The sequence below is a fragment of the Arcticibacterium sp. GJ41-1 genome (assembly GCF_055808875.1).
On sequence record NZ_CM147888.1, the window covers coordinates 4,135,427 to 4,157,364 of the forward strand.

The following is a 21,938-nucleotide window of genomic DNA, read 5'->3' on the forward strand; positions in this document are numbered from 1 at the left end:
TGATTTTTTAGTTTTCCGGTTGTGGTTTTGAAGAAACCTTCTCTTGTAAGGTTTGGAAAACGATAAACAATACTGGGATAACCAAAACTCCGAAAATGGTACCTATCAACATACCTCCTACGGCTCCCGTACCAATAGAATTATTACCCTCTGCTCCTACTCCTCTTGAAAGCATTAGCGGCAATAGCCCAAAAATAAACGCAAAAGAAGTCATCAAAATAGGCCTTAGTCTAGCTTCGGCTCCACTAATGGCAGCATCTAAAATACTTAGTCCTTTTCTTCTTCTTTCGGCGGCATATTCCACAATTAGAATAGCGTTTTTGGCCAACAGGCCAATAAGCATAATGACCGTAATCTGTGTATAAATGTTATTATCAATATCAAACATTTTGTCAAATATGAATACACCTGCTAAACCAATCGGTATGGAAAATAATACGGCCAGTGGTAAAATGTAACTCTCATACTGTCCACATAGCAAGAAATAGACAAACACAATACACAGTAAGAAAATATAGGTGGTTTGATTTCCTCCTGAACTTTCTTCTCTAGAAAGACCTGAAAATTCAAAGCCATAACCATCAGGCAATAATTTAGCAGCCTCTTCTTGAATGGCAGCCAGTGCATCTCCAGAACTAAAGCCTGGATTTGGCGTACCCGTCACACCGATAGATGTAAAGAGGTTAAACCTTGAAATAATTTGTGGGCCGTAAACTTTCTCAAGCGTGATAAACTCAGATACTGGCGACATCTCCCCTGCCGAATTTCTTACATAAATAGCATTCAAACTTTTAAGGTCTGCTCTATCCATGGCTTCGGCTTGATAAAGCACACGGTACTGCTTCCCAAACTTATTAAAGTTAGAAGCATACACTCCACCATAATAACCCTGAAGCACACTAAGTACATCTGTCACGGTAAGTTTAGATTGTTTAATCTTAGCTACGTTAAGGTCTATTTGATACTGAGGGAAATTAGGGTTGAAAGAGGTTCTAGCAAACTGAATCTCAGGTCTTGCATTTAATGCACCTAAAAACTGTTCACTAACAGTATTGAAATCTGTCAACTCCCCTCCAGACATGTCTTGCAGCTGAAATTCAAAACCTGAAGTGGTACCGAAACCCTGAATGGTTGGTGGAGCAAAAAACAACACTTTAGCATTTTTTATACTAGCTGTTTTTTGAAAAAGCTCACCAATCACCTGCTCTACCGTTCTTTCTCTATCGTCCCAAAGTTTAAGTCTAGAAATAACCATCCCGTAAGAACTACCCGTACCACTTATAATAGAACGTCCACCTATTTTTAGTGTAAAATCAACTTCAGGAACGGTGTGCACTATACTGTCAATCTCGGCCAATACTTCCTCTGTTCTCTCTCTAGAAGTACCTACAGGTAAAGAAACATCTGAAAATATGGTTCCTAAATCTTCATTTGGCACAAAACCCTTTGGCGTGGTTTGCATACCCCACACTAAAAGACCAACAAAAACAGCGATAATAGCTCCAGCTACCCATTTGGTTTTAGCCAAGAAAAGCACAATTCCCTTATAGCGTGAAGTCAGTCTATTAAAGGAAGTATTGAAAGCCAGACTAAAACGAGTTAAGAATGTAGTTTTACGGTCTTTATCATGCGGCTTAAGCAAAATAGCACATAAGGCTGGGCTCAATGTTAATGCGTTAATGGCAGAAAGTAAAATGGCTATGGCCAATGTTAAACCAAACTGCTTATAAAATACCCCAGACGAACCTTCAATAAAACTCACTGGAATAAACACCGCCGACATCACCAAGGTAATAGAAATGATAGCACCAGAAATTTCGTCCATGGCGTCAATACTGGCTTTCCTTGCAGATTTATAACCACTATCTAGTTTGGCGTGAACAGCCTCTACCACCACAATGGCATCATCTACTACAATACCAATGGCCAACACTAAGGCAAAAAGTGTCAGTAAATTTATACTAAAGCCAAATAGATTTAAGAAGAAAAACGTACCTATAATGGCTACAGGGACACTAATGGCAGGAATAAGCGTTGACCTAAAATCTTGAAGGAAAATAAACACCACCAAGAATACCAACACAAATGCCTCTAAAAGCGTATGAAATACATTTTCAATAGACGCCTCTAAGAAATCATTCGCATTAAGAATAGTGATGTAGCTCATCCCTTTGGGAAATGATTTAGATGCTTCATCTAAAACTTCCAATGCTCCTTCAATTACCTCTTGGGCATTAGAACCTGCGGTTTGACTAATGGCCACACCTAAGGCATACTTACCATTCATTCTTACAGAACTGGTATAGCTTAATGCACCCAACTCTATTCTAGCCACATCTTTTAATCTTAAAATCTGTCCATCCGCACCAGTTCTAATAATGATATTGCTAAACTCTTCTTCGTTTTTAAGTCTTCCTCTATACTTTAAGGTGTACTGAAAACTTTGATTTCCTTCTTCGCCTAATTGACCAGGAGCAGCTTCTAAGTTTTGCTCAGAAAGGGCTGCATTAATATCAGATGGCACCAAACCATAACTTGCCATGATAGCTGGCTTCAGCCAAATTCTCATAGAGTAATCCATCAATCCGAATGGCGATGCATCTCCTACTCCGGCAACCCTTTTAATCTTTGGAATAAGGTTAATGTTGGCATAGTTCTGCAAGAAAGTTTGGTCAAAAGTGGAGCTATCGCTATAAATAGCAAAAATCACCAAATTACTCGACTGCCTTTTTGTGGTTTGAACTCCAGCTCTTACCACCTCTTGAGGCAATAAACTCGTGGCTCTAGAAACCCTGTTTTGAACGTTTACCGCTGCCAAATCAGGATTGGTTCCTAATTTGAAATAAACTGTGATAGTAGCAGAACCATCATTACCTGCAGACGAGGTGATGTAGGTCATATCTTCCACTCCGTTGATTTGCTCTTCCAGCGGAATAATCACATTGTTTAGTACCACATCGGCATTGGCACCTTGATAAGAAGTAGAAACCACTACCGTAGGCGGGGCTATTTCTGGATATTGTGATACCGGAATGGCATAAATCCCCAGTAAACCCAGAATAACTATAATTATGGAAATCACCGTAGAGAGTACGGGTTTCTCAATAAATTGCTTAAACATACTTTAATGTTTTATAGGTAAATAAATCTAACCTAAAAGGCTGATTATAAATCTTTGTATATATCTGAAGCGTTTACGAGCTCGGGCTTAATTTCCATCTCGTCTCTTAAAAACTGGACACCTTCTAAAACCACTTTATCACCTTCATTAAGACCTTTTTCTACAATGTAAAATTGACCTGAACCCGCTTCCTGCACATCTATAAATACACTTCTTAGAATCCCCTCGTTTTCTACATAAACAAACTTTTTACCTTGTAAATCGGTAACAGCTTTTTGAGGTATTAAGAATACATTTTCCAAAGTTTGAGGAAGTATAAGATTGGCACTACCTCCACTTCTTAGTAAAGACTCTTTGTTAGGAAACTTGGCTCTAATTCTCACTGTACCCGTTTGGGCATCAATCAAACCAAAGATAGATTCAATTCTTCCTGTAGATGGATACTCTTGACCGTCAGAAAGTAAAAGTTTAACATCGGGTAAACTTTTTAATTGTTCTTTGACAGAAGAACCTTGTCTTTCTCTTAAGAAACCTAGAAGGGCTTTCTCTGTTACAGAGAAATACGCAAAAATATTAGAGATATTAGAAACCGTAGTAAGCGGCTGCGGCGTACTGCCACTTACCAAACTACCTGCTTTAAAAGACAAACCGCCTATTACACCACTAACTGGGCTAGTAATTCTGGTATAGCCTAGATTTACCTTAGCATTCATTAGTTCAGCTTCTTTCTGAGCCAACAAAGCTTCCGCACTTTTAAGGTTTAACTCTGCCTCTTGCAGTTCATAAGAACTGACAATTTTCTTATCTACTAAAGACTTAACTTTTTCAATCTTCAATTTGGCTGATTCTACACCTGCTTCTGCAGATTTTATAGCCGCATTAGATGTTCTTACCAGTTGCTCATATTGCGGAGCTGAAATAGTAAAGAGTAATTGACCTTTTTTAACAAAGGCACCTTCGTCTACATATATTTTTTCTACAAAACCGTCAATTTTAGAATGTATGTTTACATTCTCCATTCCTTCCAAGGTAGCAGGGAAATCCAAACTTACCGTGGTCGACATTTTTTGAAGTGCTAAAACCGGATAACTTTTAACTGGCGGCTTAGTACCTGCTTCTTGCTGAGCAGTTTCAGACTTGCAGGATGTTAGAAACCCAATGCAAGAAATTATTATGATAGCTCTTATTTTTAAAAACATGTTTTGATGAAATAGTTTTCTTAGTTCAGACCAATATCTGAACTGGATTTAATTAATAAAATATGCTAAGAGAAGCTTTTAAATATTTGATGTTGCAAAATTGGAGTTTATAAAGAATTTTAAATTATTCGATTCATTCTATTACTTATTAAAATCAAATAATTACTCCTTAAACCAAATTCCGAAAGGCTCGTGGTGAGATATCGGCGTGTTTTTTAAAGAACAGATTGAAATTAGAAGGATGCTCAAAACCCAAGGTATAAGCAATTTCAGAAACAGAGTTAGAACTGTGCTTTAATAGTGCCTTAGCTTCATTAGCTAACCTAGTGGATATAATATCGGAGGTACTTTTTCCTGTAGTTTCATTCACCGCTCTATTTAGATGATTGACATGTACAGAAAGATGATCTGCAAAATCACTTGGTTTTTTAATACTAATAGAATGCTCTGATGAGTCAATTGGGAACTGCCTTTCAAGAATCTCCATAAACTTTGCAGTAATGGTCAAAGAGGCATTTGCCGTCTTTTCTACCTTGGTTTTGAAGGCTCTTCTCTTACTAGCTTCATGTATCAATATGAGCAAATTATGCAAGATTATATCATACTTATACTCATATGATGAATCTAACTCATCATACATCCTTTTAAACAGATGGGTGAAATAATGAGCTTCTGTTTGTGTTAAATGAAAAACCGGATTAACCTCAGGATTATTCAGAGCAGAATTCTTAAAGCCCTCTGTAGCTAAATAAGGCTCAATAAATTTATCATTAAACAAACAAAAGTAACCCGACTGGTTTTCAGAAAGAGCTTCCCAAGAGTGAGGAACATTAGGATTATAGAAAACTAAAGCTTGGCCAGATACTTCTATGGTTTGGTCTTTAAAGCGAAGTCGTCCTTCACCCACCACCAAAGATATTTTGTAAAAATCTGTTCTATGAAGTTTACCTATACTACTGCTAACACACTTTAAATTATCCCTTTTAAATATGTTGACATGACTCATTTTAGAGAGTTGAGCAAACTTAGCTCCGCCACCTTCCAAAAGTGTTTTTGAGTAAAAATCTTCTAAAGTCAGCTTTTCCATTGTTCTCAGAAATTATTAGTTTCAAACATAATCTCATCAGAACAGTAAACTTTCAAAAATGGTTTAACTAGTAATCTTTTTATTTATCTGTCACTATTTATAGAAAGAATAGTCTTATTTGCACGTCAGGAAGCACTGTAAAAGGCTAAAGGCAACTTCAAGCTCATTCCAGCAAACTAAAGAGAAACCTATCAAAGCACTTTTAAACATAATACGCTATACATTTATAGACAAAGTAGATATTTCAATAGCCAAAAAGCCCCTTCTTATTTTAAGAAGAGGCTTCAGAAGTTTCATTTATGCTTTTCTATGGCAGCGTTACAGAGACGGGTATAGTTATGGATTTAACAGGAGAAAGAGCTACATCAACGTAGTAAAGAATAGTTGTTGGTGAGTTAATTGGACTATCGGTTTTTATTTGGAAAGACAGCTTATAGTAGGAAGCATCACCTTCTAACAAATTTCCTAAAGTTCCGAAGTAGCTAATAATTTGTTCCGCATCTTGAGCCCACATAAAATACCCGCCGGTATCATTAGCAATTCTAGTGAGTATATCCAAATTACTTAAACTAGCCCCAAGCCCAATTGTAAATACTTCAACATTCTTTTGATTTGCCAGTGCTATAATTTCATCTGGAGTCACCACACCCTCCGTATCAGCACCATCGGTAAAAACTATTAACGCTCTGTTATCTTCATTTCCTCCTAAAGAGCTTAGATACTCTATTAGACTATATGTTGAAAAATAAAGAGGAGTTCCTCCATTCTCACTAATAGCAAGATAATCCAAATTAGCCCTAATAGGTCCTAAATCACTTCCAATTTCGTTTAACACATTATAGCCATTACAACAAAATTCAGCTAAGCCAACTTTATCTCCAGAACCCAAATTATCCAAAAATATATTAGCAGCGTTTATTCTACTATCGTAGGGGTCATTACTTTCAATACTTCCGCTCTGATCCATTAAAAACAAAGCTTCATAAGAACCTTTATATTCTGTTTTCAAACCTCTATCAAGACCAATAACCTTAGGTGTTTCCTCATAATAAGTCTCTCTAAAAACGAAGTCATCCTGTTCCAAGTTTCTTATATATTGCCCTCTATCATCCACTATATGAATATCAACTTCAACGGTATATATACCATCCTCGTAAGAAACAGTTTTGGTTTTCAATACAGCCCCACTTGGAGCACCTTTGACCGGCGGAACCTCTATTTCCACCACTCTATTGCATGAGCTAAGAAAGCAAACAAACAAAACTAATAAGTGTAAAAGTATTTTTCTCATGTGATTATATAGCGATTAGGATTAATTAGAATAACCAATCTGAAGACGTAGACCAGCGTAAGATATAGGGTCTGTAAAACCAAAGGACTCTCTATTTTCTGTGTAATGAATAAAAGAGGAAACATCTATGGCTAGATTGTTCTTCCTTATGTCTAAACCCATCCCAAGACCGCCAAAAAATTTATTCTTTTTTTGAATTTCTTCGTACTCTCCAAATGGGTGTTCTTCAGATGTTTTAGTCTTAAAGTCCATAAAACTTGTTCCTATTTGTGGCTCAAAATAAAAAGTCCTGCCCAAATAAAGCCTAAGACCTAACTGCACAGGAATATAATCTAAGGTTTCTTGTGAAGTGTATTGTAAATCACCTTCTGTAATAAACCGTTTCTCAATACCTGAAAAAACTTTACCCGAAGTTAAAGTGACCGCCATCTTCTCTTTGACATTCCAAACCAAACTTGCAGAGGCATAATAGGCCATATTTAGCCCGAGCCCTCCATCAGTTTCAGTCCAATCTTTCGAAAGCTTAGGGATATAATAATGAGCTCCACCACCAACCGTGGCTGCAAAATTGAAATTGCCAGAACCGCCCACTTTTGACTTGCTTCTCAGTTTTAGTGTTTTTTGTCCATTCCCTTCGACTTCCGTCTGAGCGAATGAAATCAAAGGAATCACAAAAAGAAGTATTGTTAGAAAACTCCTCATACTATTTTTGTTTTTCATCTACTTTCTTACCTAAAGCACCACCTACAGCCTCAAAAATGCCCTTACTCTTAGTTGGTGGAGTTGATGCTCTAGTTACCTTTCTCGCTTTGTTAGGTTTAGCACTTTTACATTCTGGTAAGATAGCCAGAAGCTCTTTAGCATTACGCCTAGACTCTTCCAATGTAATACTTACAGGATTCCCGCCAAGTCCATCAGTCCATTCATATGAAAAACTTCCGTCACTTTTATCTAATACAGCTTCTACCATTCCATAAAGTTGTCCAGTATCAAATTCCAACTCATCAAATTCAATTAGACCATCCTTATCTACTCCCTTTATTTCAAACTCATTAATCTCGCAGTCTGCCCCTCTATGGAAACCGTAACCCTCTACCTTCCCATTCTTAGAAGAAACAGAAATGGAAACCAGTTTACCATTTGGGCTGGTACCTCTAAAGGATAGTTTATTAAAACCTTCATCTTGACATCCTAATAGTAGGATACTACTAATCAATACATAAAATACTTTCATTCATCCATATTTAAAGTTTCAAATCTATTTACAATCATTAATTATAGTCTTGAAAGTCTCATTTATAGACTTTGCCTTCTCTAAATCATCTATTCTAATCTTAACACTGCTCACAAAATTATCTGGCTGCCCATTTTCAAAGGACTCAAAAACTTTCCCCTTATCGATAGACTGTAATAGGAGATTCACATTACTTCCGCTTACATCTACCCCAGAGGTATAGGTATCTAACAGATAACCTTTTAACTCGTAACTATTAGAAGACTCTTTACCTTCTTTATTCACTTTGACACTGAAATTCATTTTACATGGTTCCTCATTATTATAAGTAAGTTTCTGCTCAATTTTTGTAACGTCATTTTGATAGTTAGGTATTGCTGCTGCAATCCAATTCAACCTTTCTTTAATATCACCTTCTTTAACAAAAGGGACATAGTTCTCTTGACACTCTTTGATTAAAAACTTTAAAGACTCTTCCATTTGTCTAAAAGATTCTAAATCCGTTGAAGCCACCACAGCTTTATTAGTAAAGTCAATAGGTACTTCATCTTCAAGTATAGCTATATAGTCTTTACCACTTTTGGTTTTAAACTCTACTTCATATTGATTCCCAGAAACCGACTTATCTATAGAATAATCGTCAGCATCAAAAAGATTAAACTTATATTGCCTAGGAAGGTCTTTCTCTTTGAAATCTATAGTACAATTACAATTTTTATCAAAGGATGCATTCTGAGAAATCTTGATATAACTTTGAGCTGTAGACGAGCTATTTATATCAATCTTGTTATGCTCCAAAAGTGTATCAGCTAGCGGTATTGCTTTTTGAAAAGCCTCCTTCCAAAGCTTCATTAATTCTAAATCATCGCTCCATAATTCAAATTCTTTAAGGTTATTACCATACTCTCCATTTTCATTGTATGATATGTATTTAGAACTAGATTTTGTCAACAATTCCAAAACAAACTTGTTTGACTTAACACCAATTGAAATATAATCCGCATTAAGATCTGCCATATTAAAAGTGTAGAACTCAATATCTTCACCTTTAGAATTTGCCGATTTTACAGTAAATGTGGCCGAAAGCTTTCTTTCTGGGTCAAAAGATATAGACTGTGTTATATTATCCTTTTCGTTCCTAAAACCCTTAATATTTGTAACTAACCAGTCCTGAATACCCTCTAGCTTTGAAGGTGGAGAGTTAGATGGCACCACGTTGGCGAAAAAAGCCATTAACTCTTTCATGTTAGTTATAATCTCTTTGGTCTTATCATAATCTCTATTATAAATAAGGAAATCTGAACTGTAACCAGAAAGCTCCCCTTCTTCTCTTTCTGCTATAAACTTATTTTTATCGGCTGTAAGAACATTTATTTTTATAACATCCCTATCTACTTTATAACTAATGCCTCTTTCTGAAAGGTCTCTGAAATTAAAAACAAACTCTGTCGCCTTTCGTCTCCCTTTAGAGTCAATCGTAGTTACTTCTAGTTTTGCTTTTCCTTCATCTCCTATCAATTCCATGTTCTGCTTAAAAACATATTTAGAAGTATTTACTTCTTCAATATGCCCATTTATAATAGAGACGAAGTCATTTTGACCGAAGGCTGTCCCCCCTATTAATAATACTGCGATGAGAAATAACTGATATCTTTTTATCATTTTTTTATTATCTTTTTTAACTATTTCAAATCCTGCATCTAAACCTTAACAGTAAGCTATCTAAAATTTAAAGCTAATTACCCGAAACGCTCTATGTTATTAAACAACTCAATATAAACCGAATAGATACAGAACTAATACAGACTTAATTATAAGCAATTGACTTTTTACTACAAAAAACTAGGGTTCTTGAGGTTTGGTTAATATCCATTCCTTTGGTCATATTATCAGAAAACTTCAAAACCATCAAGACCTAAGATATATCATTCGTACGCTTTCAATCAAAACTATATTTAGTGGTATATTTTTTGAGTACCGGAAGCCGAAATTTGTAAAAAGCAGTTAGTTTTTTTCACCTGTAGAGCGTGGTTTATATGTGGTCAAATCAATTTTATAATAAATAGTGCTACTAATGTATAACCCTAAAAAGAAATAAGCTACCTCCTACCAAGCCATTTACAACGAACAATAGTTATAATATAATGAAATGGTATTTTCAGACAACAAAGGCAGCCTATCTTGTTTTTCACTAAGGCTATTCTAACTTTGACAGTAGAAATGACAAGCAAACTAATCCATAAAGCCCTCTTTACTATACTATTAATTAGTTTAGCATATTCATTAACGTTTGCTCAGCAAAAGAATAATTCTAAAACGACCGAAGAAAGAATAATTTATGCCTCTGATTTACTGGAGGCAAGCAAAAAAAATAATGATCCAGAAGGTTTAGCAGAGGCCTATTATTTATTCGGTAAAATTGAGCATGGCCTTGGAAACATCGAAAAATCATTAGACTACTTTTTAAAGTCTCTAGTCATTGTAGAAGACAGAAACATGCCTTACCAAACTGGTAGGCTATACCACCAGATGGCTGGTATAGCCCATGAAAGTGGGCAAACTGATGAATATAAGCGAATCAAAGAAGTCTCAAAGAATATATTCTTAAAGGGCAACTCAATCAGAGGTTTAAAACAGTTTTTTCCAGAACTCGTAAATAATTATGCCGAAACCGATATAGTAACCAAAGCCGCCTTGCTATATAATAAGGCTTCAGAACTTATTCCCACAAATCCAGACTCATCCTTAATTCTATTTAATGATGCCTTAGAACTTCTAAACGGTTATGATGATGAATTTTTCTCACTTAGCCTCATACAAGCAGGAAAAGCCAACTTATTAAGTTCTCTTGGAAAGTTTAAAGAAGCTGAAATCCTGCTTAACGATATGAATGAAAGGCTAAAGACTGGTTTATCGAAAAATTCCCATTTCAAAGCCCGCTTGTATAACGCTTGGTATACATATTTCAACGACAAGAAAGACTATAAGAAGGCTTTGGAGTATCTTTTATTAAGAATTGAGATGGATAAGATAATTTATCAAGCTGATAGAGATGGGGCATTAAGCAAACTCAAAATACAATACAACACAGAAAAGAATGAGCTTCTCTTAAAAGAGAACTCCTTAAAAATAAAAACTCAAAATAGAATAATATTAATTGTTCTCATTGGTCTTCTACTATCCATTGGCTTAGCCTTTCTATTTTATTATTTATATCATTCTCGGGCTCAAACACTTCGAACAAATAATATCTTAATTCGCGAACAAAACCATCGCGTAAAAAACAACTTACAGCTAATATCAAGTTTAATAAACCTACAAAAAGAAAATATATATGACTCTAAATCTAAAAGAGCTTTAGAAGACACTCAATTTAGGCTCGAAAGTATCGCTATACTACATAGACAGCTCTATGACGGCAAAAATGCTGGCAGTGTAAACATTGCAGACTTTTTGGGAAATGTGCTCAAGTACGCTCTTGATAGTTTTGATTTAACTACGAAATTAAAAATCACACAAAATATTCAAGAAATAGAACTTGAACCCGACAAAGCAAGCTCTTTAGGTCTTATCCTAAATGAGCTAATCACAAACTCTTGTAAATATGCATTTCCGTTCACAGAAGAGCCCGAACTAAATTTTGAAGTCAAACTTCTTGATGAATCACTTATATATTTTAAATATGCGGACAATGGGCCTGGTGTTGTAAACAAAGAGACCTTTCAAAACGGATTCGGTATGGATTTGATTAAAATGCAAACTGCTCAGTTAAAAGGAAACCTAGAAATAGATATATTTGAAAAATTAGAACTAACCATGACTTTTAATAGAAACTGACAAACCATGACCCCTTTAAAAATACTGATTTTAGAAGACAACGTAATAGTTGCAAATGACATTAAAAACATAATCAAAAAAGCGGGGCACTTAGAACCCGTAATTTGCTATAATTATACAGAAGCACTCAAAACCATGATGGAGGAGCCCATCGATTTAGCTTTAGTAGATATTGAGTTAAATGAAGAAAAAACAGGTATTGATTTTGCGAAGCAAGTGAACAAATCTATGCCTATTCCTATTGTCTATTTAACATCACACTCTGATGATGAAAAATTTGAAGAGGCCTCTAAAACAAACCCAGCTAATTACATTCTCAAACCTTTTCATACCAAAGGCCTAGTTTTCCAAATTGAGCTTGCTTATAACCAATTCTACGCTAAAGTTAAGAGCAACAAAGATTATCTATTTTTTCCTGTGACACAGGGACTTAAAAAAATTAAAAGAGAAGATGTAATCCTGATAGAAGCAAAAGGTTATACCTCTTACATATACCTTAAAAACCAAAAATTACCCGAACACTTTTCTATCAATATTGGTGAGTTGAGTAAGACCTTTTTTGAACCTCAATTCTATAAAATATCTCGCTCATCTATAATTAATTTAGATTTTGTGGCTGAAATAAACACCAACATCTTAAAGCTAAACGATGTACAGAAAACTGTAGTAATTCCAGCAAATCAAAAAAGCAAATTCCTGAAACAAATCAATATAATCAGAAGAGATAAGTAAGATTTTACAAATAAGCCATTATAGAAGCATAATTAAAGGGCTTAGAAATAAAGGCGTCTGCTCCAGAGTCTATGGCTTTTTGTTTTAAAGAACTGTAGGCCGAAATTATTAAAAGTTTTATATCAGGGTAAGATGCCTTAATAGCTGGGATGTGCTCTACGCCTAAACCATCAGGAAGGTTGTTATCTAAAATTAATACCGAGGGTTGTAACTCATTTAAAGCTTCTAAACCCGTTTTTAGATTTTGCTCATAATGGGCATCAAAAGACTGACGCTTTAGATAGCTCTGCAATAGTAAGCAGATGTCTAATTCGTCATCAATAATTAGTATACGTTTCGTCATAAATTAATCATTACCGCCTCACAGCAGAAATTTAGTGATTTTGATTACCCAATGCTAATAATGGCTTTTAGGTAGAAAGCTTAAAATTAATTATCTAATACCTCTACCAACTCCATATGCTCTTGCAAATCTTTTTTAGCATTTACAGACAGCTCTCCATACTTACTTAAAAGCTTCTTTTTCTTAGCCACCAATACCTCTTTCTTTTTATTCAGCTCTGTACTTTTCTCCTTTCCCGAATAGACTGTAAGCAATTGTTCTACAGCCAATAAGTCCTTATTTGTCTCTTTCAAAGACTGCTCCAACTTCAGTTTCAGGCTAATCCTTTCTGCCTCCACCTCGTTAAACACAGAATCTATCGACTGAGAAAGGGAGTCCAACTCTTGAACTCCCTCATCAGTGATTGTATTTTTTGAGTCTACCCCTATTGAGAACAGAAACAAAACCGATATAATTATTATACCTAATACTTTCATAATTTATGCTTCTTCTAATTCTTTAACATCTTCAATAATCTTTAGAGACTTCTTAATATCATCTAATTGACTATGCAGAAGCATTCTTATTTCCACATCTACCAGCCTCTCATCTTCCAAAATGGTTTCATAAGCTCCTATGATAATATTCTCACCAAACTCACAGTTTGACAATAGTGCTTTCCTATCTTTTACCGCAATAGCTTGATTTACATCAATCCACATTTGGTGAATTTTGGATAAAAAAGAATTTTCATGTTCCACTTTTTCTCCACCATATTCACTTAGAAAAGCGTTTAAAAATTCGGTAGATTTCTTACTGTCGTTTGCCATATTCTGAAACATAACTTTCAGGTCAAAATCTGCTACTATTGCTTCATCCGCTACTTTACGATAACCCGCCTCACGGTCTACTTGAAGTTCAGCTAATGTTTGAAGTGCTTTAATTTTATCTTGATTTTTCATAATTATTGTGTTGTTTGACTATTAGAGTTAAAAGCCCATTCCACATTAAAAACCTACCTAAAATGTAGAAGCCAAGATACTTTTATGTTGCCTCCTGTAGAGCCTCATCCCCAACTACCCAAAACAGGGTGTTTTCACTCCTTTCTAAACCTTAAGCCCCGAATCAGGAAAATCCCCAAGGAAAACCTAGGGGATTTTATACGAACAGTGGTGATAGATTTAGTTGTAGCCAGAACGTTCATTACGCCACCTTTGCTCTGTATTCATAAACGCTCTTTAAAGTTCTTAATGCTCTTCTTGCTCTTGATTTTGCTGTTCCTATCGGTATTTCCATTTCCTCCGCAGCCTCTTTATAAGTAAATCCTTCCAAATACACTTTTTCTATCATTGCCTTTCTTTCAGGAATTAACTTCTCTAAATGTTCACCCATGTCTGAAACATCATTGTTTTGAAAAACCCACATCTTGGAATCGTTTCCGTGATGCTCAGTGTCCAAAGTGAAGAAAGTATTTTTTGAATGTTTCCTGTAATAGTCAATTGCTGTATTTCTTGCTATCTGAGCCATCCAAGTATAAAGAGAACCTTTGACGGCATTGTAGTTTTTTATTTTACCAAAAACTTTTATAAAAACATCCTGAAGTAAATCAGAAACATGTTCCGAGTCTTTCACTATCCTACTTATTATAATTTGAAGCGAATTAGAATAATTGGAATACAAATAAGTGTAGGCTTGAGGATTATTATCGATTAAAGCCAGGACTAGTTCTTTTTCTGAATACTTCATTTTGATGAGGTTTTATTTAGATTTTAGGTATAATTCTTAAGGCGTTTCACTTCAGTGTAAATTTCAGGTTCAACACTTTATTGATATACTTGTTCTTATAAAATAGGATTCCATTAAACAAAATGACTTTTCGCCTGTGTATATGTGTATTAAATTCTACACTTTACACACATTGGCAGAAAATGACTTACGCAATTCCTCACTTCTCAATAAAATCGTCCAAGTCTTATACCTCTTATTCCACAGGAATGATTCTTTAATAATGAAAAGCGAAACCTATTTCACTGGCTTTTAAAGCAAAAGAAGGAAGGTTTAAAGCTTTGACGGGGTGACGGTCTCTAAGAAACGCCCGCTTAATAAAAACTCGAAATATGAAAAAAGTACTAATAATAGATGATGAAGAAGATATCTGTCTCCTACTAAAAGCATACCTACAGAAAAATAACTTTACAGTAAGTTATGCTATGAATCTAGCAGAAGGTTTGACTGCTATTCAGAAAAATACTCCCGACACCGTCATTTTAGATAATAACCTACCAGATGGTTTGGGTATCAATAAAATTGACAACATTAAATCTGATTTTCCAGAAACACAAGTTATCATGATTTCTGCAATGACTTCTTTACAGTCCAAAGCACTGAATAAAGGAGCTGATTTTTTTGTACCAAAACCATTTAAGCTGAGCCACATCAGTCAACTAATTCACCATAATTCGCTGTAAGCTTTAAACATGAAACTAAAACTTAGAGACCTACCCTCGGTATTGATATTGTGTACTCTATTAGTCATAGTATTGATTTACCTAAAATCGATATTGGTACCTATAGTTATAGCCATATTATTGTCTGTTGCGGTACAACCCATTGTTACCTTTTTCACTTCAAAAAGAGTAAATAAAAGTCTCTCCAGTATAATTGGAATCTTTGTCGTTATCACTGTTTTCTCCTCACTTGGCTACCTTTTCATTAATCAACTTGGTAATATTTCTGAAAACCAAGAGAAGATAATGAACAAAATGAGTCATTATAATAACCTTATCATTTCTGAGCTTAATGAGTCTAAGATGGGTAAAAGACTGGTCAATGTTTACAAAAGGCAAGTCACCACAGAGGAGTATATAAAGACCATTTTTGAAAATAGCTCAAGCTCTCTCAACACCTCTCTGGATATTATTATTAATATCCTTTTAGTGCCTATTTACATGTTCTTTTTCTTAAGCTATTCCAAGTTTTTTCTAGGAGCGTTATCTAAAATAGTAGCACCCTTTAATAAGCTAGATTTTAGAGCCATGATTAAAAGTTCTAAAAAAGTATTACAATCCTACTTTACGGGTTTTGCTAAGGTAGTGGGGATTCTAGCTGTATTAAACTCTGTAGGCTTATTATTCTTGGGCGTAGAAGATGCCATTTTTTACGGTGTTCTGGCTGCCCTTTTGAGTGTAATACCTTATGTGGGTGTAATAGTGGGTTCTTTACTTCCTGCATTAATGGCTTTAGTAAATCATGATAGTGCATTAAATGCCATGGGTGTAGTAGGCTGGATGACCTTTGTACAGTTTTTAGAAGGTAATTTTATTACCCCTAACGTGGTAGGAAATCAGATTAGAATCAATCCTTTTGTAGTACTAGTTTTCTTACTTATTTTCAGTAAAATTTGGGGACTTGCAGGATTAATAGTGGCTATACCGATAGCTGCAATATTTAAGGAAGTATGCAGGCACGTAGAAACTTTGAACCCTATTTGGCTTTTAATGACATCTTTCCCAGCCCCTGGCGATAAACAACCAAGCATTCAAGAAATAAAAACGAGCTAAGCTAAAAATTATTTTTAATGAACGAAATCACTGAAATTCAAGAACAACTCACTTCATTTTATCATTCTGTCATTAGCACCCTTCCCAGAATTGGTCTCGCTTTATTGCTCACCTTTTTGACAGGTTTTTTGCTTAGATTTATTAGACAAAAAGGTTCTTTAATATTTGCTAAACGAGCAGAAGACCATCTCATTGTAGATTTTTTTGACGAAGTACTTAGAGTGGTAAACGTAATAGTACTTATACTCTTTTTTCTCTACGTGGTGGGCCTAGAAGGTCTAGCTGGTAGTATTTTAGCCGCTGCCGGAATCTCAACTTTTGTCATCGGTTTTGCTTTTAAAGATATAGGAGAAAACTTTTTGGCAGGAATAGTGATGGCATTCAAAAGACCATTCAGAGTAGGCGATATCATTGAAGTTTCTGGTGTAACAGGAACTATCCAAGAAATGAATATTAGGGATACTCAAATCAAAACTTTTGACGGCAAAGATGTTTTTATACCTAACGGTCAAATTCTTAAAAACCCCTTATATAATTATACCATAGATGGTTTTCTGAGAAACCAATTTAATGTAGGAATAGATTATGGCAGTGATATAGCTCAGGCCCGAAACATCATACAAAAAACCATGGAACAAGTACCTGGTGTTATAAGCGAAGAAAAGCCTCCGATTAACATGATAGCAAAATTAGGAGCCAGCTCCATTACAATCACTGTACAATATTGGCTTGATACTTTTGATAAAAAGTACTCAGGCATCGAGGTTCAAACGCAGGCTATTACGAAGGTTTATGAGGCTTTATTAGCGAATAATATTAATATGCCAGGAGATATTATAGAGCTTAAAAATTATGATAAAGGCTTATCTATTTTTAAAACTGGCTCTTAATTCTTTATTAACTCCTTAAAGTTCCCTTTCACTTTCACTACCAAATTACATCCGTCTATATAGGTACTATTGGTCTCTAAGTTTCCTTTAAAAATAAGGTTAACATCTAGCTCGTCTTTTCTAAAAAGCAGTTTACTAGCATGTTTTATTATAGTTTCTCTGTCCATCTGCACCATTAATTTAAAGGTTTTACCAGACTCTGCCTTCACTACTAAATCCTCAGGATAAGTACCTTCAATCAATACATCTTTCCCTTCAAATGTCACAGCGTAACGTGGATTTTTAATAACTAGCGGTATTTTATTTTTATTCTTTATGAGCAGTGTCAAATTGTACTTTGGCCCCTCTGAACCTAAAAGCTTTACAGCCTCCATATTAGTCAAGACCACTTCTGGAAGGTGATAAAGCGGCAACTTTTCTTCTTTTGCTATGAACAAAGTATCAGGAAGAAAAAAGCTAGGTTCGTTCACCACCTCAAGCATAAAGCTATACATACAGCTATCTTGTTTCTCAAGTGCTTTCTGATAATTTAAAGCTTTAATTTCAGAAAGCTTAAGCGTTATTGGAACAGTGAAACTCGTCGTTTTGAAAGCCTTCATGTCAACAGGAATGACTGTACCGGTCTCTACCAAAGTTTCGGCATTTGCTTTTATTCTAAAATTGACATCTTTAAAACTGACGGACAGCGGCGACCTATTTTTTAAATCTACCCTAACCTGAAGTGTGGCTTCATCAGCACCTACCCTATTTATTTGAAGTACAGACAGTGTCATTTTTGGCGTAAACACACCACTAAACTTGTATAAACCCCAAAAAACGGCAAATACTATTAACGCGGCAAACAATATAATGTATAGCTTTTTCATGATTTTAAATGTAATACTCGTGTAAAAAAAAATGAGAGAAAGCTCTCCCATTTTTATTAATTAACCCTAAACCACTATTTATAATCTAATCTGAGACGACACACTGTTAAGGTGACGAAACTTCTCTTTAATCTCTTCTCTGTTAAGACTTCTCCCAAATTGCTGAGACTTATCTTCATTTGTATCATTGGCAAGAGAGCTTTTCACTAAGATGAATGCTAATGCTGATACTAAACCTACTACTAATAAAACTATTATTGTTTCCATTGTATTCGTGTTTTATACTTGTCTATATAAAAACCAAATTCCGATGCTTTTTCGGGGTAATACTGTAGAAAAGTGTAGAAAAAAGTCACCAATGGCTGTAATATGCGTAGCTAACACCCCCATTTCCACAGGCTTATTAAAACTTAATGTTTTAAAACCCTCTCACTTCTGGTTCCACTATGTGCCTAACGGAAAGCTAAAAAAGACCGTAGTAAAAATGAATAACAGAATTTATATCAGGTTTTTACTTATTTTTGTTCCACACTACTCCGAGCGATTGCAGTTTTATATCTTACGTAATAATTAATATTTGGTGTAATGCTGATATATCTAGTAGACGACGATCAAGAAGATCAAGAGATTTTCGACATGGCTTTATACGATTCTGGTGTTAAGGCACGCTTACTATGTTTTAGCGATGCAGACTCCGTGCTCAATCAAATAAAAACAAGCTCCGACAAACCAGACTACATTTTTTTAGACCTTAACATGCCTAAAATAAATGGGCTGGAGTGTCTTCAAATGTTTGTAAATGATAGCATAACCGCCTTAAGTAAGGTGATTATCTACTCTACAAGCTCTAATGAAAAAGACATTAAAGAAACAATGGCTTTGGGGGCTCACAACTATTTGGTAAAACCTGTGAATTTTAAAGTGTTAGTGGAGTCTATTAGAAACCTCCTGAAAGCTAACTAAACCTCAACATTTCTTATACCTGTAGAAATCCTCTTCCTCATTCGGAGGAAAGATTGACTCGTTTAGGGATAAAAATGTCTTGGAAAAGATGGAACAAGCTTTTTGACTTATCCATCAAACAACAACCCAAGATATGAACAGCCCAGTAAAAATAGTATTCGATAATTTATCAGACTTCTACTACACCATGTTGCTGCGTAAAGAAGCCTACCAGCATGCATCTCAACTTCAAAACTTCACCAATGAAGACAAAGTACTTTTTAGCTCATGTATAAAAGATAGCGAAAGCTCCATTTCTAAAATGTCGGACAGGTTAGACGACATCTCTAGCAATGTTAAAGACTTAATAAAAGTGGAGCGACCTCCTTTAAAATGCGGTTTTTATTACGCCATGGCAAAAAGCACATCTATAGTAACTACGGTTTGCCTTTCTTTACAACTTGGCGATACTTGGTTTATGAAAAATTTTGAAGAGCTTTTAGTCAGAACGGAAATGAAACATCTTCAAAATATTAAAGATGATGTAAAAGGCTGTCTAGAATGCTTAAAAGTAAGCTTGCAAAACGAGCAATACATGAACAACATTATAGCTAGAGCATAAAAAATACGGAAGCTGGGCTGAGGAGCTTCCGCATTAACCAACAAAATAGAAATATCATGAAGCCTCATTAAATGAGGCATCATAGTACTTACAGAGGAAAGACACTACTCCAATCGTCCGAAAGCATTACAAAATTGCGATGTTTTTATCCATACCTGATAGCACTATTATCCCTAAGAATAGCTTATTTATATTAGGCATAAACCCCTGGTGTTTCGCCGTAAGATTCTTTAAATTTTTTAATAAAATAACTGGCATGGCTAAAGCCCACAGCCTCTGCCACTTCTCCCACGGTAAAATCATTTTCAATCACTAACAGGCTTTTAGCCTTTGACATCCTAACTTTTAAAAGATATTTATTGATGGTTTGTCCATAAATCAATTTAAAACCACTGGTCATTTTATTAAGATTTAAACCTACTTCCCTAGCCAGTTCGGTTTGTAAAGGAGGGTTATTAAATTCTTCTTCTAAAATTTTAGCTACCGCGTGTATAGCTTCACGTTCTTTATTGGTAAGTATAGCAGCCGTATTGTCATAAGTAGGTTTATACTTCCCTATGGTACCTATGGCCAGTGCTGTTAGTTCTTTGCAGTGTGCCTCTAAATTCATCTTTCTTTCTAAGCCCGTTTGGTCATTTGTCAAGCATTTGTTTATCAAGTCTCTCATTTGACCGTTTAATGCTTTCTTTTGAACAAACTTATTGTAAAAACCATCTTTGGCTTTGCTAATATTTGTTGGCAAACTTGCATTCACACAGAAATTATCCTCTACCAATTCTGTAAAATCGGTTTGAATTAAAACCAACTTCACACTTGTGTTCTCTGAAATAGCAATACTTAAATTCTCCGGTGATTTTGACATGCCGATGTATAAGTTTTCGGAGGCTAATGCATGTTTATTTTCTAAGAGCTTTAAGCTTATACAGCCACCCATATTATAAAACAAACGCATGCCTTTTCTGGAAGCATCGCCTTTAAAACATAAGTTAACATCTTTATGCACCTGCAGCTCCACAAACAAATAATAAATATTATCTGCAGTTTTGGAATACGTGAAGCTCCCGTCCATACTTTCTGCCGAAACTTCCATTTTGGAAATATCACAGTCCGTCAATAGATTACAAGTCAGAGCAGTATCTAGCTCCGACCCCAATATTGGCTCTTTGTCAAAATGAAATGTGTACATAATTTTATGATTCTTTGTCAATATCTTTATTCATGGCTTTGTCGGATATGACTTTAGTTTTTTTTTCAACGAAATTGGCAAACTTCTCAGAACGAACAGTTTCCTTTGATATCAAGGCTAAGTTTTTGGTATAAGCAGCTCCGAAATACAATATCATAGACGTATAATAAACCCAGGTTAATAATATAACCACGGTTCCACCGGCACCAAAGACTGAATTCAGCTCTGAATTGGCTAAATACAAACCAATGAAATACCTCCCAATTAAAAAGAGAATGGTAGTAAGCAATGCTCCTGTTATAGAGGTTTTTAGACTAAACTTGACATCAGGTAAAACAGTGAAAATCAAGAAAAACAACGTGCTAATAAGTGCTATTAAAACCGTATAATTAATTATCCCGGTAATTAACATAGATAGCTGACTGATATTTTGCTCAATGCTATCGTGTAGCACATCTATGGCCGAGTTTATTAACATAGAAACTAGCAACAAAAAGCCTAAACCTACTATAATAGAAAAGCTCATTAGGCGGTCTTTTAAAAAAGACAAAACGCCTGAAGACTCTTTAACCTCCACCTCCCAAATCTCGTTTATAGAATCTTGCATCTCCACAAAAACCCCTGTGGCAGCCACCAGCAGCGTTACCAAACTGACCGCAGATGCCAATCCTGATTTACCTTCAATGGTGGTTCTGCTTAAAATGCCTTGAAGCGTATCGGCTATTTCTAAACCTACAAACTCCTGTAGTTTGGTGAAAATTTGCCCATTAAGAATTTCATCTGTCCATATCAGACTACCTGCTGTTAAGATAAAATAGAATATGGGTGCTAAAGCAAAAGTGGTATAATATGCCAGTGAGGCACTCTTTTTCGGGATTTTATAATCCCCAAAATTCAAAACACTCTTTTTCAGAGCTTTGAAAATATGTAAGAAGTTAATGTTTAAAGCCATACACAAGCTACTTAGATTATTGTTCCTTGTCTAAGCACCGCGATTTCAGCTTTTAAAAGCAATAAATTGTGTAATTACTTCTACAGTCTCCACTAAA

The 21,938-nt window shown here is 35.2% G+C and carries 22 protein-coding genes; 7 read left to right on the plus strand and 15 right to left on the minus strand.

Features of this window, described 5'->3' with window-relative positions; genetic code table 11:
* Window positions 1–7: 7 nt before the first annotated feature.
* From AC0L6O_RS16975 to AC0L6O_RS17005, 7 genes are all read right to left on the minus strand, one after another.
* On the minus strand, window positions 8–3,121 hold the full coding sequence (locus AC0L6O_RS16975) for an efflux RND transporter permease subunit (RefSeq protein WP_473304033.1): 3,114 nt from the start codon (window positions 3,119–3,121) through the stop codon (window positions 8–10).
* Window positions 3,122–3,165: 44 nt separating this feature from the next.
* Window positions 3,166–4,320: an efflux RND transporter periplasmic adaptor subunit gene (locus tag AC0L6O_RS16980; RefSeq protein WP_473304034.1), complete on the minus strand. Its 1,155-nt coding sequence runs from the start codon at window positions 4,318–4,320 to the stop codon at window positions 3,166–3,168.
* A gap of 169 nt (window positions 4,321–4,489) precedes the next feature.
* Window positions 4,490–5,407 (minus strand): AraC family transcriptional regulator, encoded by a 918-nt coding sequence (locus tag AC0L6O_RS16985; protein WP_473304035.1) that lies wholly within the window; start codon window positions 5,405–5,407, stop codon window positions 4,490–4,492.
* A gap of 307 nt (window positions 5,408–5,714) precedes the next feature.
* Window positions 5,715–6,698 (minus strand): vWA domain-containing protein, encoded by a 984-nt coding sequence (locus AC0L6O_RS16990; protein WP_473304036.1) that lies wholly within the window; start codon window positions 6,696–6,698, stop codon window positions 5,715–5,717.
* A gap of 21 nt (window positions 6,699–6,719) precedes the next feature.
* A complete protein-coding gene (locus AC0L6O_RS16995) occupies window positions 6,720–7,400 on the minus strand; it encodes a hypothetical protein (RefSeq protein ID WP_473304037.1) in 681 nt (226 codons plus the stop codon).
* Between the two features lies 1 nt (window position 7,401).
* The gene (locus AC0L6O_RS17000; protein WP_473304038.1) at window positions 7,402–7,932 is read right to left on the minus strand and encodes a hypothetical protein; all 531 of its coding nucleotides are present in this window, start codon (window positions 7,930–7,932) and stop codon (window positions 7,402–7,404) included.
* Window positions 7,933–7,956: 24 nt separating this feature from the next.
* On the minus strand, window positions 7,957–9,594 hold the full coding sequence (locus AC0L6O_RS17005) for a hypothetical protein (RefSeq protein ID WP_473304040.1): 1,638 nt from the start codon (window positions 9,592–9,594) through the stop codon (window positions 7,957–7,959).
* Window positions 9,595–10,152: 558 nt separating this feature from the next.
* On the opposite strand from AC0L6O_RS17005, the gene AC0L6O_RS17010 reads away from it, so the two are divergent.
* On the plus strand, window positions 10,153–11,769 hold the full coding sequence (locus AC0L6O_RS17010) for a sensor histidine kinase (RefSeq protein ID WP_473304042.1): 1,617 nt from the start codon (window positions 10,153–10,155) through the stop codon (window positions 11,767–11,769).
* Window positions 11,770–11,775: 6 nt separating this feature from the next.
* Window positions 11,776–12,501, plus strand: a complete 726-nt coding sequence (locus AC0L6O_RS17015) for a response regulator transcription factor (protein WP_473304044.1) — start codon at window positions 11,776–11,778, stop codon at window positions 12,499–12,501.
* Window positions 12,502–12,505: 4 nt separating this feature from the next.
* On the opposite strand, the gene AC0L6O_RS17020 is transcribed toward AC0L6O_RS17015, so the two are convergent.
* The 4 genes from AC0L6O_RS17020 to AC0L6O_RS17035 form a co-directional block, all read right to left on the minus strand.
* Window positions 12,506–12,844 carry a response regulator gene (locus tag AC0L6O_RS17020; RefSeq protein ID WP_473304046.1) on the minus strand — a complete coding sequence of 113 codons (339 nt, stop codon included), beginning with the start codon at window positions 12,842–12,844 and terminating at the stop codon, window positions 12,506–12,508.
* Window positions 12,845–12,930: 86 nt separating this feature from the next.
* Window positions 12,931–13,320 carry a hypothetical protein gene (locus tag AC0L6O_RS17025; protein ID WP_473304048.1) on the minus strand — a complete coding sequence of 130 codons (390 nt, stop codon included), beginning with the start codon at window positions 13,318–13,320 and terminating at the stop codon, window positions 12,931–12,933.
* 3 nt (window positions 13,321–13,323) lie between these two features.
* Window positions 13,324–13,785, minus strand: a complete 462-nt coding sequence (locus AC0L6O_RS17030) for a PA2169 family four-helix-bundle protein (RefSeq protein WP_473304049.1) — start codon at window positions 13,783–13,785, stop codon at window positions 13,324–13,326.
* A gap of 241 nt (window positions 13,786–14,026) precedes the next feature.
* A complete protein-coding gene (locus AC0L6O_RS17035) occupies window positions 14,027–14,569 on the minus strand; it encodes an RNA polymerase sigma factor (RefSeq protein ID WP_473304050.1) in 543 nt (180 codons plus the stop codon).
* Window positions 14,570–14,940: 371 nt separating this feature from the next.
* On the opposite strand from AC0L6O_RS17035, the gene AC0L6O_RS17040 reads away from it, so the two are divergent.
* Genes AC0L6O_RS17040 through AC0L6O_RS17050 form a run of 3 tightly spaced genes read left to right on the plus strand, consistent with a single transcriptional unit; the run spans window position 14,941 to window position 17,273 of the window.
* A complete protein-coding gene (locus AC0L6O_RS17040; RefSeq protein WP_473304052.1) occupies window positions 14,941–15,291 on the plus strand; it encodes a response regulator transcription factor in 351 nt (116 codons plus the stop codon).
* A 9-nt stretch (window positions 15,292–15,300) separates the two neighbouring features.
* Window positions 15,301–16,383 carry an AI-2E family transporter gene (locus AC0L6O_RS17045; RefSeq protein WP_473304053.1) on the plus strand — a complete coding sequence of 361 codons (1,083 nt, stop codon included), beginning with the start codon at window positions 15,301–15,303 and terminating at the stop codon, window positions 16,381–16,383.
* A 17-nt stretch (window positions 16,384–16,400) separates the two neighbouring features.
* The gene (locus AC0L6O_RS17050) at window positions 16,401–17,273 is read left to right on the plus strand and encodes a mechanosensitive ion channel family protein (protein WP_473304054.1); all 873 of its coding nucleotides are present in this window, start codon (window positions 16,401–16,403) and stop codon (window positions 17,271–17,273) included.
* On the opposite strand, the gene AC0L6O_RS17055 is transcribed toward AC0L6O_RS17050, so the two are convergent.
* On the minus strand, window positions 17,270–18,139 hold the full coding sequence (locus tag AC0L6O_RS17055; RefSeq protein ID WP_473304056.1) for an LEA type 2 family protein: 870 nt from the start codon (window positions 18,137–18,139) through the stop codon (window positions 17,270–17,272). The two genes, AC0L6O_RS17050 and AC0L6O_RS17055, sit on opposite strands and share 4 nt — an antisense overlap.
* A 78-nt stretch (window positions 18,140–18,217) precedes the next feature.
* Window positions 18,218–18,406, minus strand: a complete 189-nt coding sequence (locus tag AC0L6O_RS17060) for a hypothetical protein (RefSeq protein WP_473304057.1) — start codon at window positions 18,404–18,406, stop codon at window positions 18,218–18,220.
* A 318-nt stretch (window positions 18,407–18,724) separates the two neighbouring features.
* On the opposite strand from AC0L6O_RS17060, the gene AC0L6O_RS17065 reads away from it, so the two are divergent.
* The gene (locus AC0L6O_RS17065) at window positions 18,725–19,102 is read left to right on the plus strand and encodes a response regulator (RefSeq protein ID WP_473304059.1); all 378 of its coding nucleotides are present in this window, start codon (window positions 18,725–18,727) and stop codon (window positions 19,100–19,102) included.
* Between the two features lie 133 nt (window positions 19,103–19,235).
* Window positions 19,236–19,703, plus strand: a complete 468-nt coding sequence (locus AC0L6O_RS17070) for a hypothetical protein (protein ID WP_473304060.1) — start codon at window positions 19,236–19,238, stop codon at window positions 19,701–19,703.
* 193 nt (window positions 19,704–19,896) lie between these two features.
* On the opposite strand, the gene AC0L6O_RS17075 is transcribed toward AC0L6O_RS17070, so the two are convergent.
* Both AC0L6O_RS17075 and AC0L6O_RS17080 read right to left on the minus strand, forming a co-directional pair.
* Window positions 19,897–20,889 (minus strand): AraC family transcriptional regulator, encoded by a 993-nt coding sequence (locus AC0L6O_RS17075; protein WP_473304062.1) that lies wholly within the window; start codon window positions 20,887–20,889, stop codon window positions 19,897–19,899.
* Between the two features lie 4 nt (window positions 20,890–20,893).
* Window positions 20,894–21,841 carry a YihY/virulence factor BrkB family protein gene (locus AC0L6O_RS17080; protein ID WP_473304063.1) on the minus strand — a complete coding sequence of 316 codons (948 nt, stop codon included), beginning with the start codon at window positions 21,839–21,841 and terminating at the stop codon, window positions 20,894–20,896.
* Window positions 21,842–21,938 lie beyond the last annotated feature (97 nt).

Bases quoted from the DNA above. Each gene is read 5' to 3' on its own strand.
- AC0L6O_RS16975 (WP_473304033.1), bottom strand. From the start codon at position 3,121: ATGTTTAAGCAATTTATTGAGAAACCCGTACTCTCTACGGTGATTTCC.
- AC0L6O_RS16980 (WP_473304034.1), bottom strand. From the start codon at position 4,320: ATGTTTTTAAAAATAAGAGCTATCATAATAATTTCTTGCATTGGGTTT.
- AC0L6O_RS16985 (WP_473304035.1), bottom strand. From the start codon at position 5,407: ATGGAAAAGCTGACTTTAGAAGATTTTTACTCAAAAACACTTTTGGAA.
- AC0L6O_RS16990 (WP_473304036.1), bottom strand. From the start codon at position 6,698: ATGAGAAAAATACTTTTACACTTATTAGTTTTGTTTGTTTGCTTTCTT.
- AC0L6O_RS16995 (WP_473304037.1), bottom strand. From the start codon at position 7,400: ATGAGGAGTTTTCTAACAATACTTCTTTTTGTGATTCCTTTGATTTCA.
- AC0L6O_RS17000 (WP_473304038.1), bottom strand. From the start codon at position 7,932: ATGAAAGTATTTTATGTATTGATTAGTAGTATCCTACTATTAGGATGT.
- AC0L6O_RS17005 (WP_473304040.1), bottom strand. From the start codon at position 9,594: ATGATAAAAAGATATCAGTTATTTCTCATCGCAGTATTATTAATAGGG.
- AC0L6O_RS17010 (WP_473304042.1), top strand. From the start codon at position 10,153: ATGACAAGCAAACTAATCCATAAAGCCCTCTTTACTATACTATTAATT.
- AC0L6O_RS17015 (WP_473304044.1), top strand. From the start codon at position 11,776: ATGACCCCTTTAAAAATACTGATTTTAGAAGACAACGTAATAGTTGCA.
- AC0L6O_RS17020 (WP_473304046.1), bottom strand. From the start codon at position 12,844: ATGACGAAACGTATACTAATTATTGATGACGAATTAGACATCTGCTTA.
- AC0L6O_RS17025 (WP_473304048.1), bottom strand. From the start codon at position 13,320: ATGAAAGTATTAGGTATAATAATTATATCGGTTTTGTTTCTGTTCTCA.
- AC0L6O_RS17030 (WP_473304049.1), bottom strand. From the start codon at position 13,785: ATGAAAAATCAAGATAAAATTAAAGCACTTCAAACATTAGCTGAACTT.
- AC0L6O_RS17035 (WP_473304050.1), bottom strand. From the start codon at position 14,569: ATGAAGTATTCAGAAAAAGAACTAGTCCTGGCTTTAATCGATAATAAT.
- AC0L6O_RS17040 (WP_473304052.1), top strand. From the start codon at position 14,941: ATGAAAAAAGTACTAATAATAGATGATGAAGAAGATATCTGTCTCCTA.
- AC0L6O_RS17045 (WP_473304053.1), top strand. From the start codon at position 15,301: ATGAAACTAAAACTTAGAGACCTACCCTCGGTATTGATATTGTGTACT.
- AC0L6O_RS17050 (WP_473304054.1), top strand. From the start codon at position 16,401: ATGAACGAAATCACTGAAATTCAAGAACAACTCACTTCATTTTATCAT.
- AC0L6O_RS17055 (WP_473304056.1), bottom strand. From the start codon at position 18,139: ATGAAAAAGCTATACATTATATTGTTTGCCGCGTTAATAGTATTTGCC.
- AC0L6O_RS17060 (WP_473304057.1), bottom strand. From the start codon at position 18,406: ATGGAAACAATAATAGTTTTATTAGTAGTAGGTTTAGTATCAGCATTA.
- AC0L6O_RS17065 (WP_473304059.1), top strand. From the start codon at position 18,725: ATGCTGATATATCTAGTAGACGACGATCAAGAAGATCAAGAGATTTTC.
- AC0L6O_RS17070 (WP_473304060.1), top strand. From the start codon at position 19,236: ATGAACAGCCCAGTAAAAATAGTATTCGATAATTTATCAGACTTCTAC.
- AC0L6O_RS17075 (WP_473304062.1), bottom strand. From the start codon at position 20,889: ATGTACACATTTCATTTTGACAAAGAGCCAATATTGGGGTCGGAGCTA.
- AC0L6O_RS17080 (WP_473304063.1), bottom strand. From the start codon at position 21,841: ATGGCTTTAAACATTAACTTCTTACATATTTTCAAAGCTCTGAAAAAG.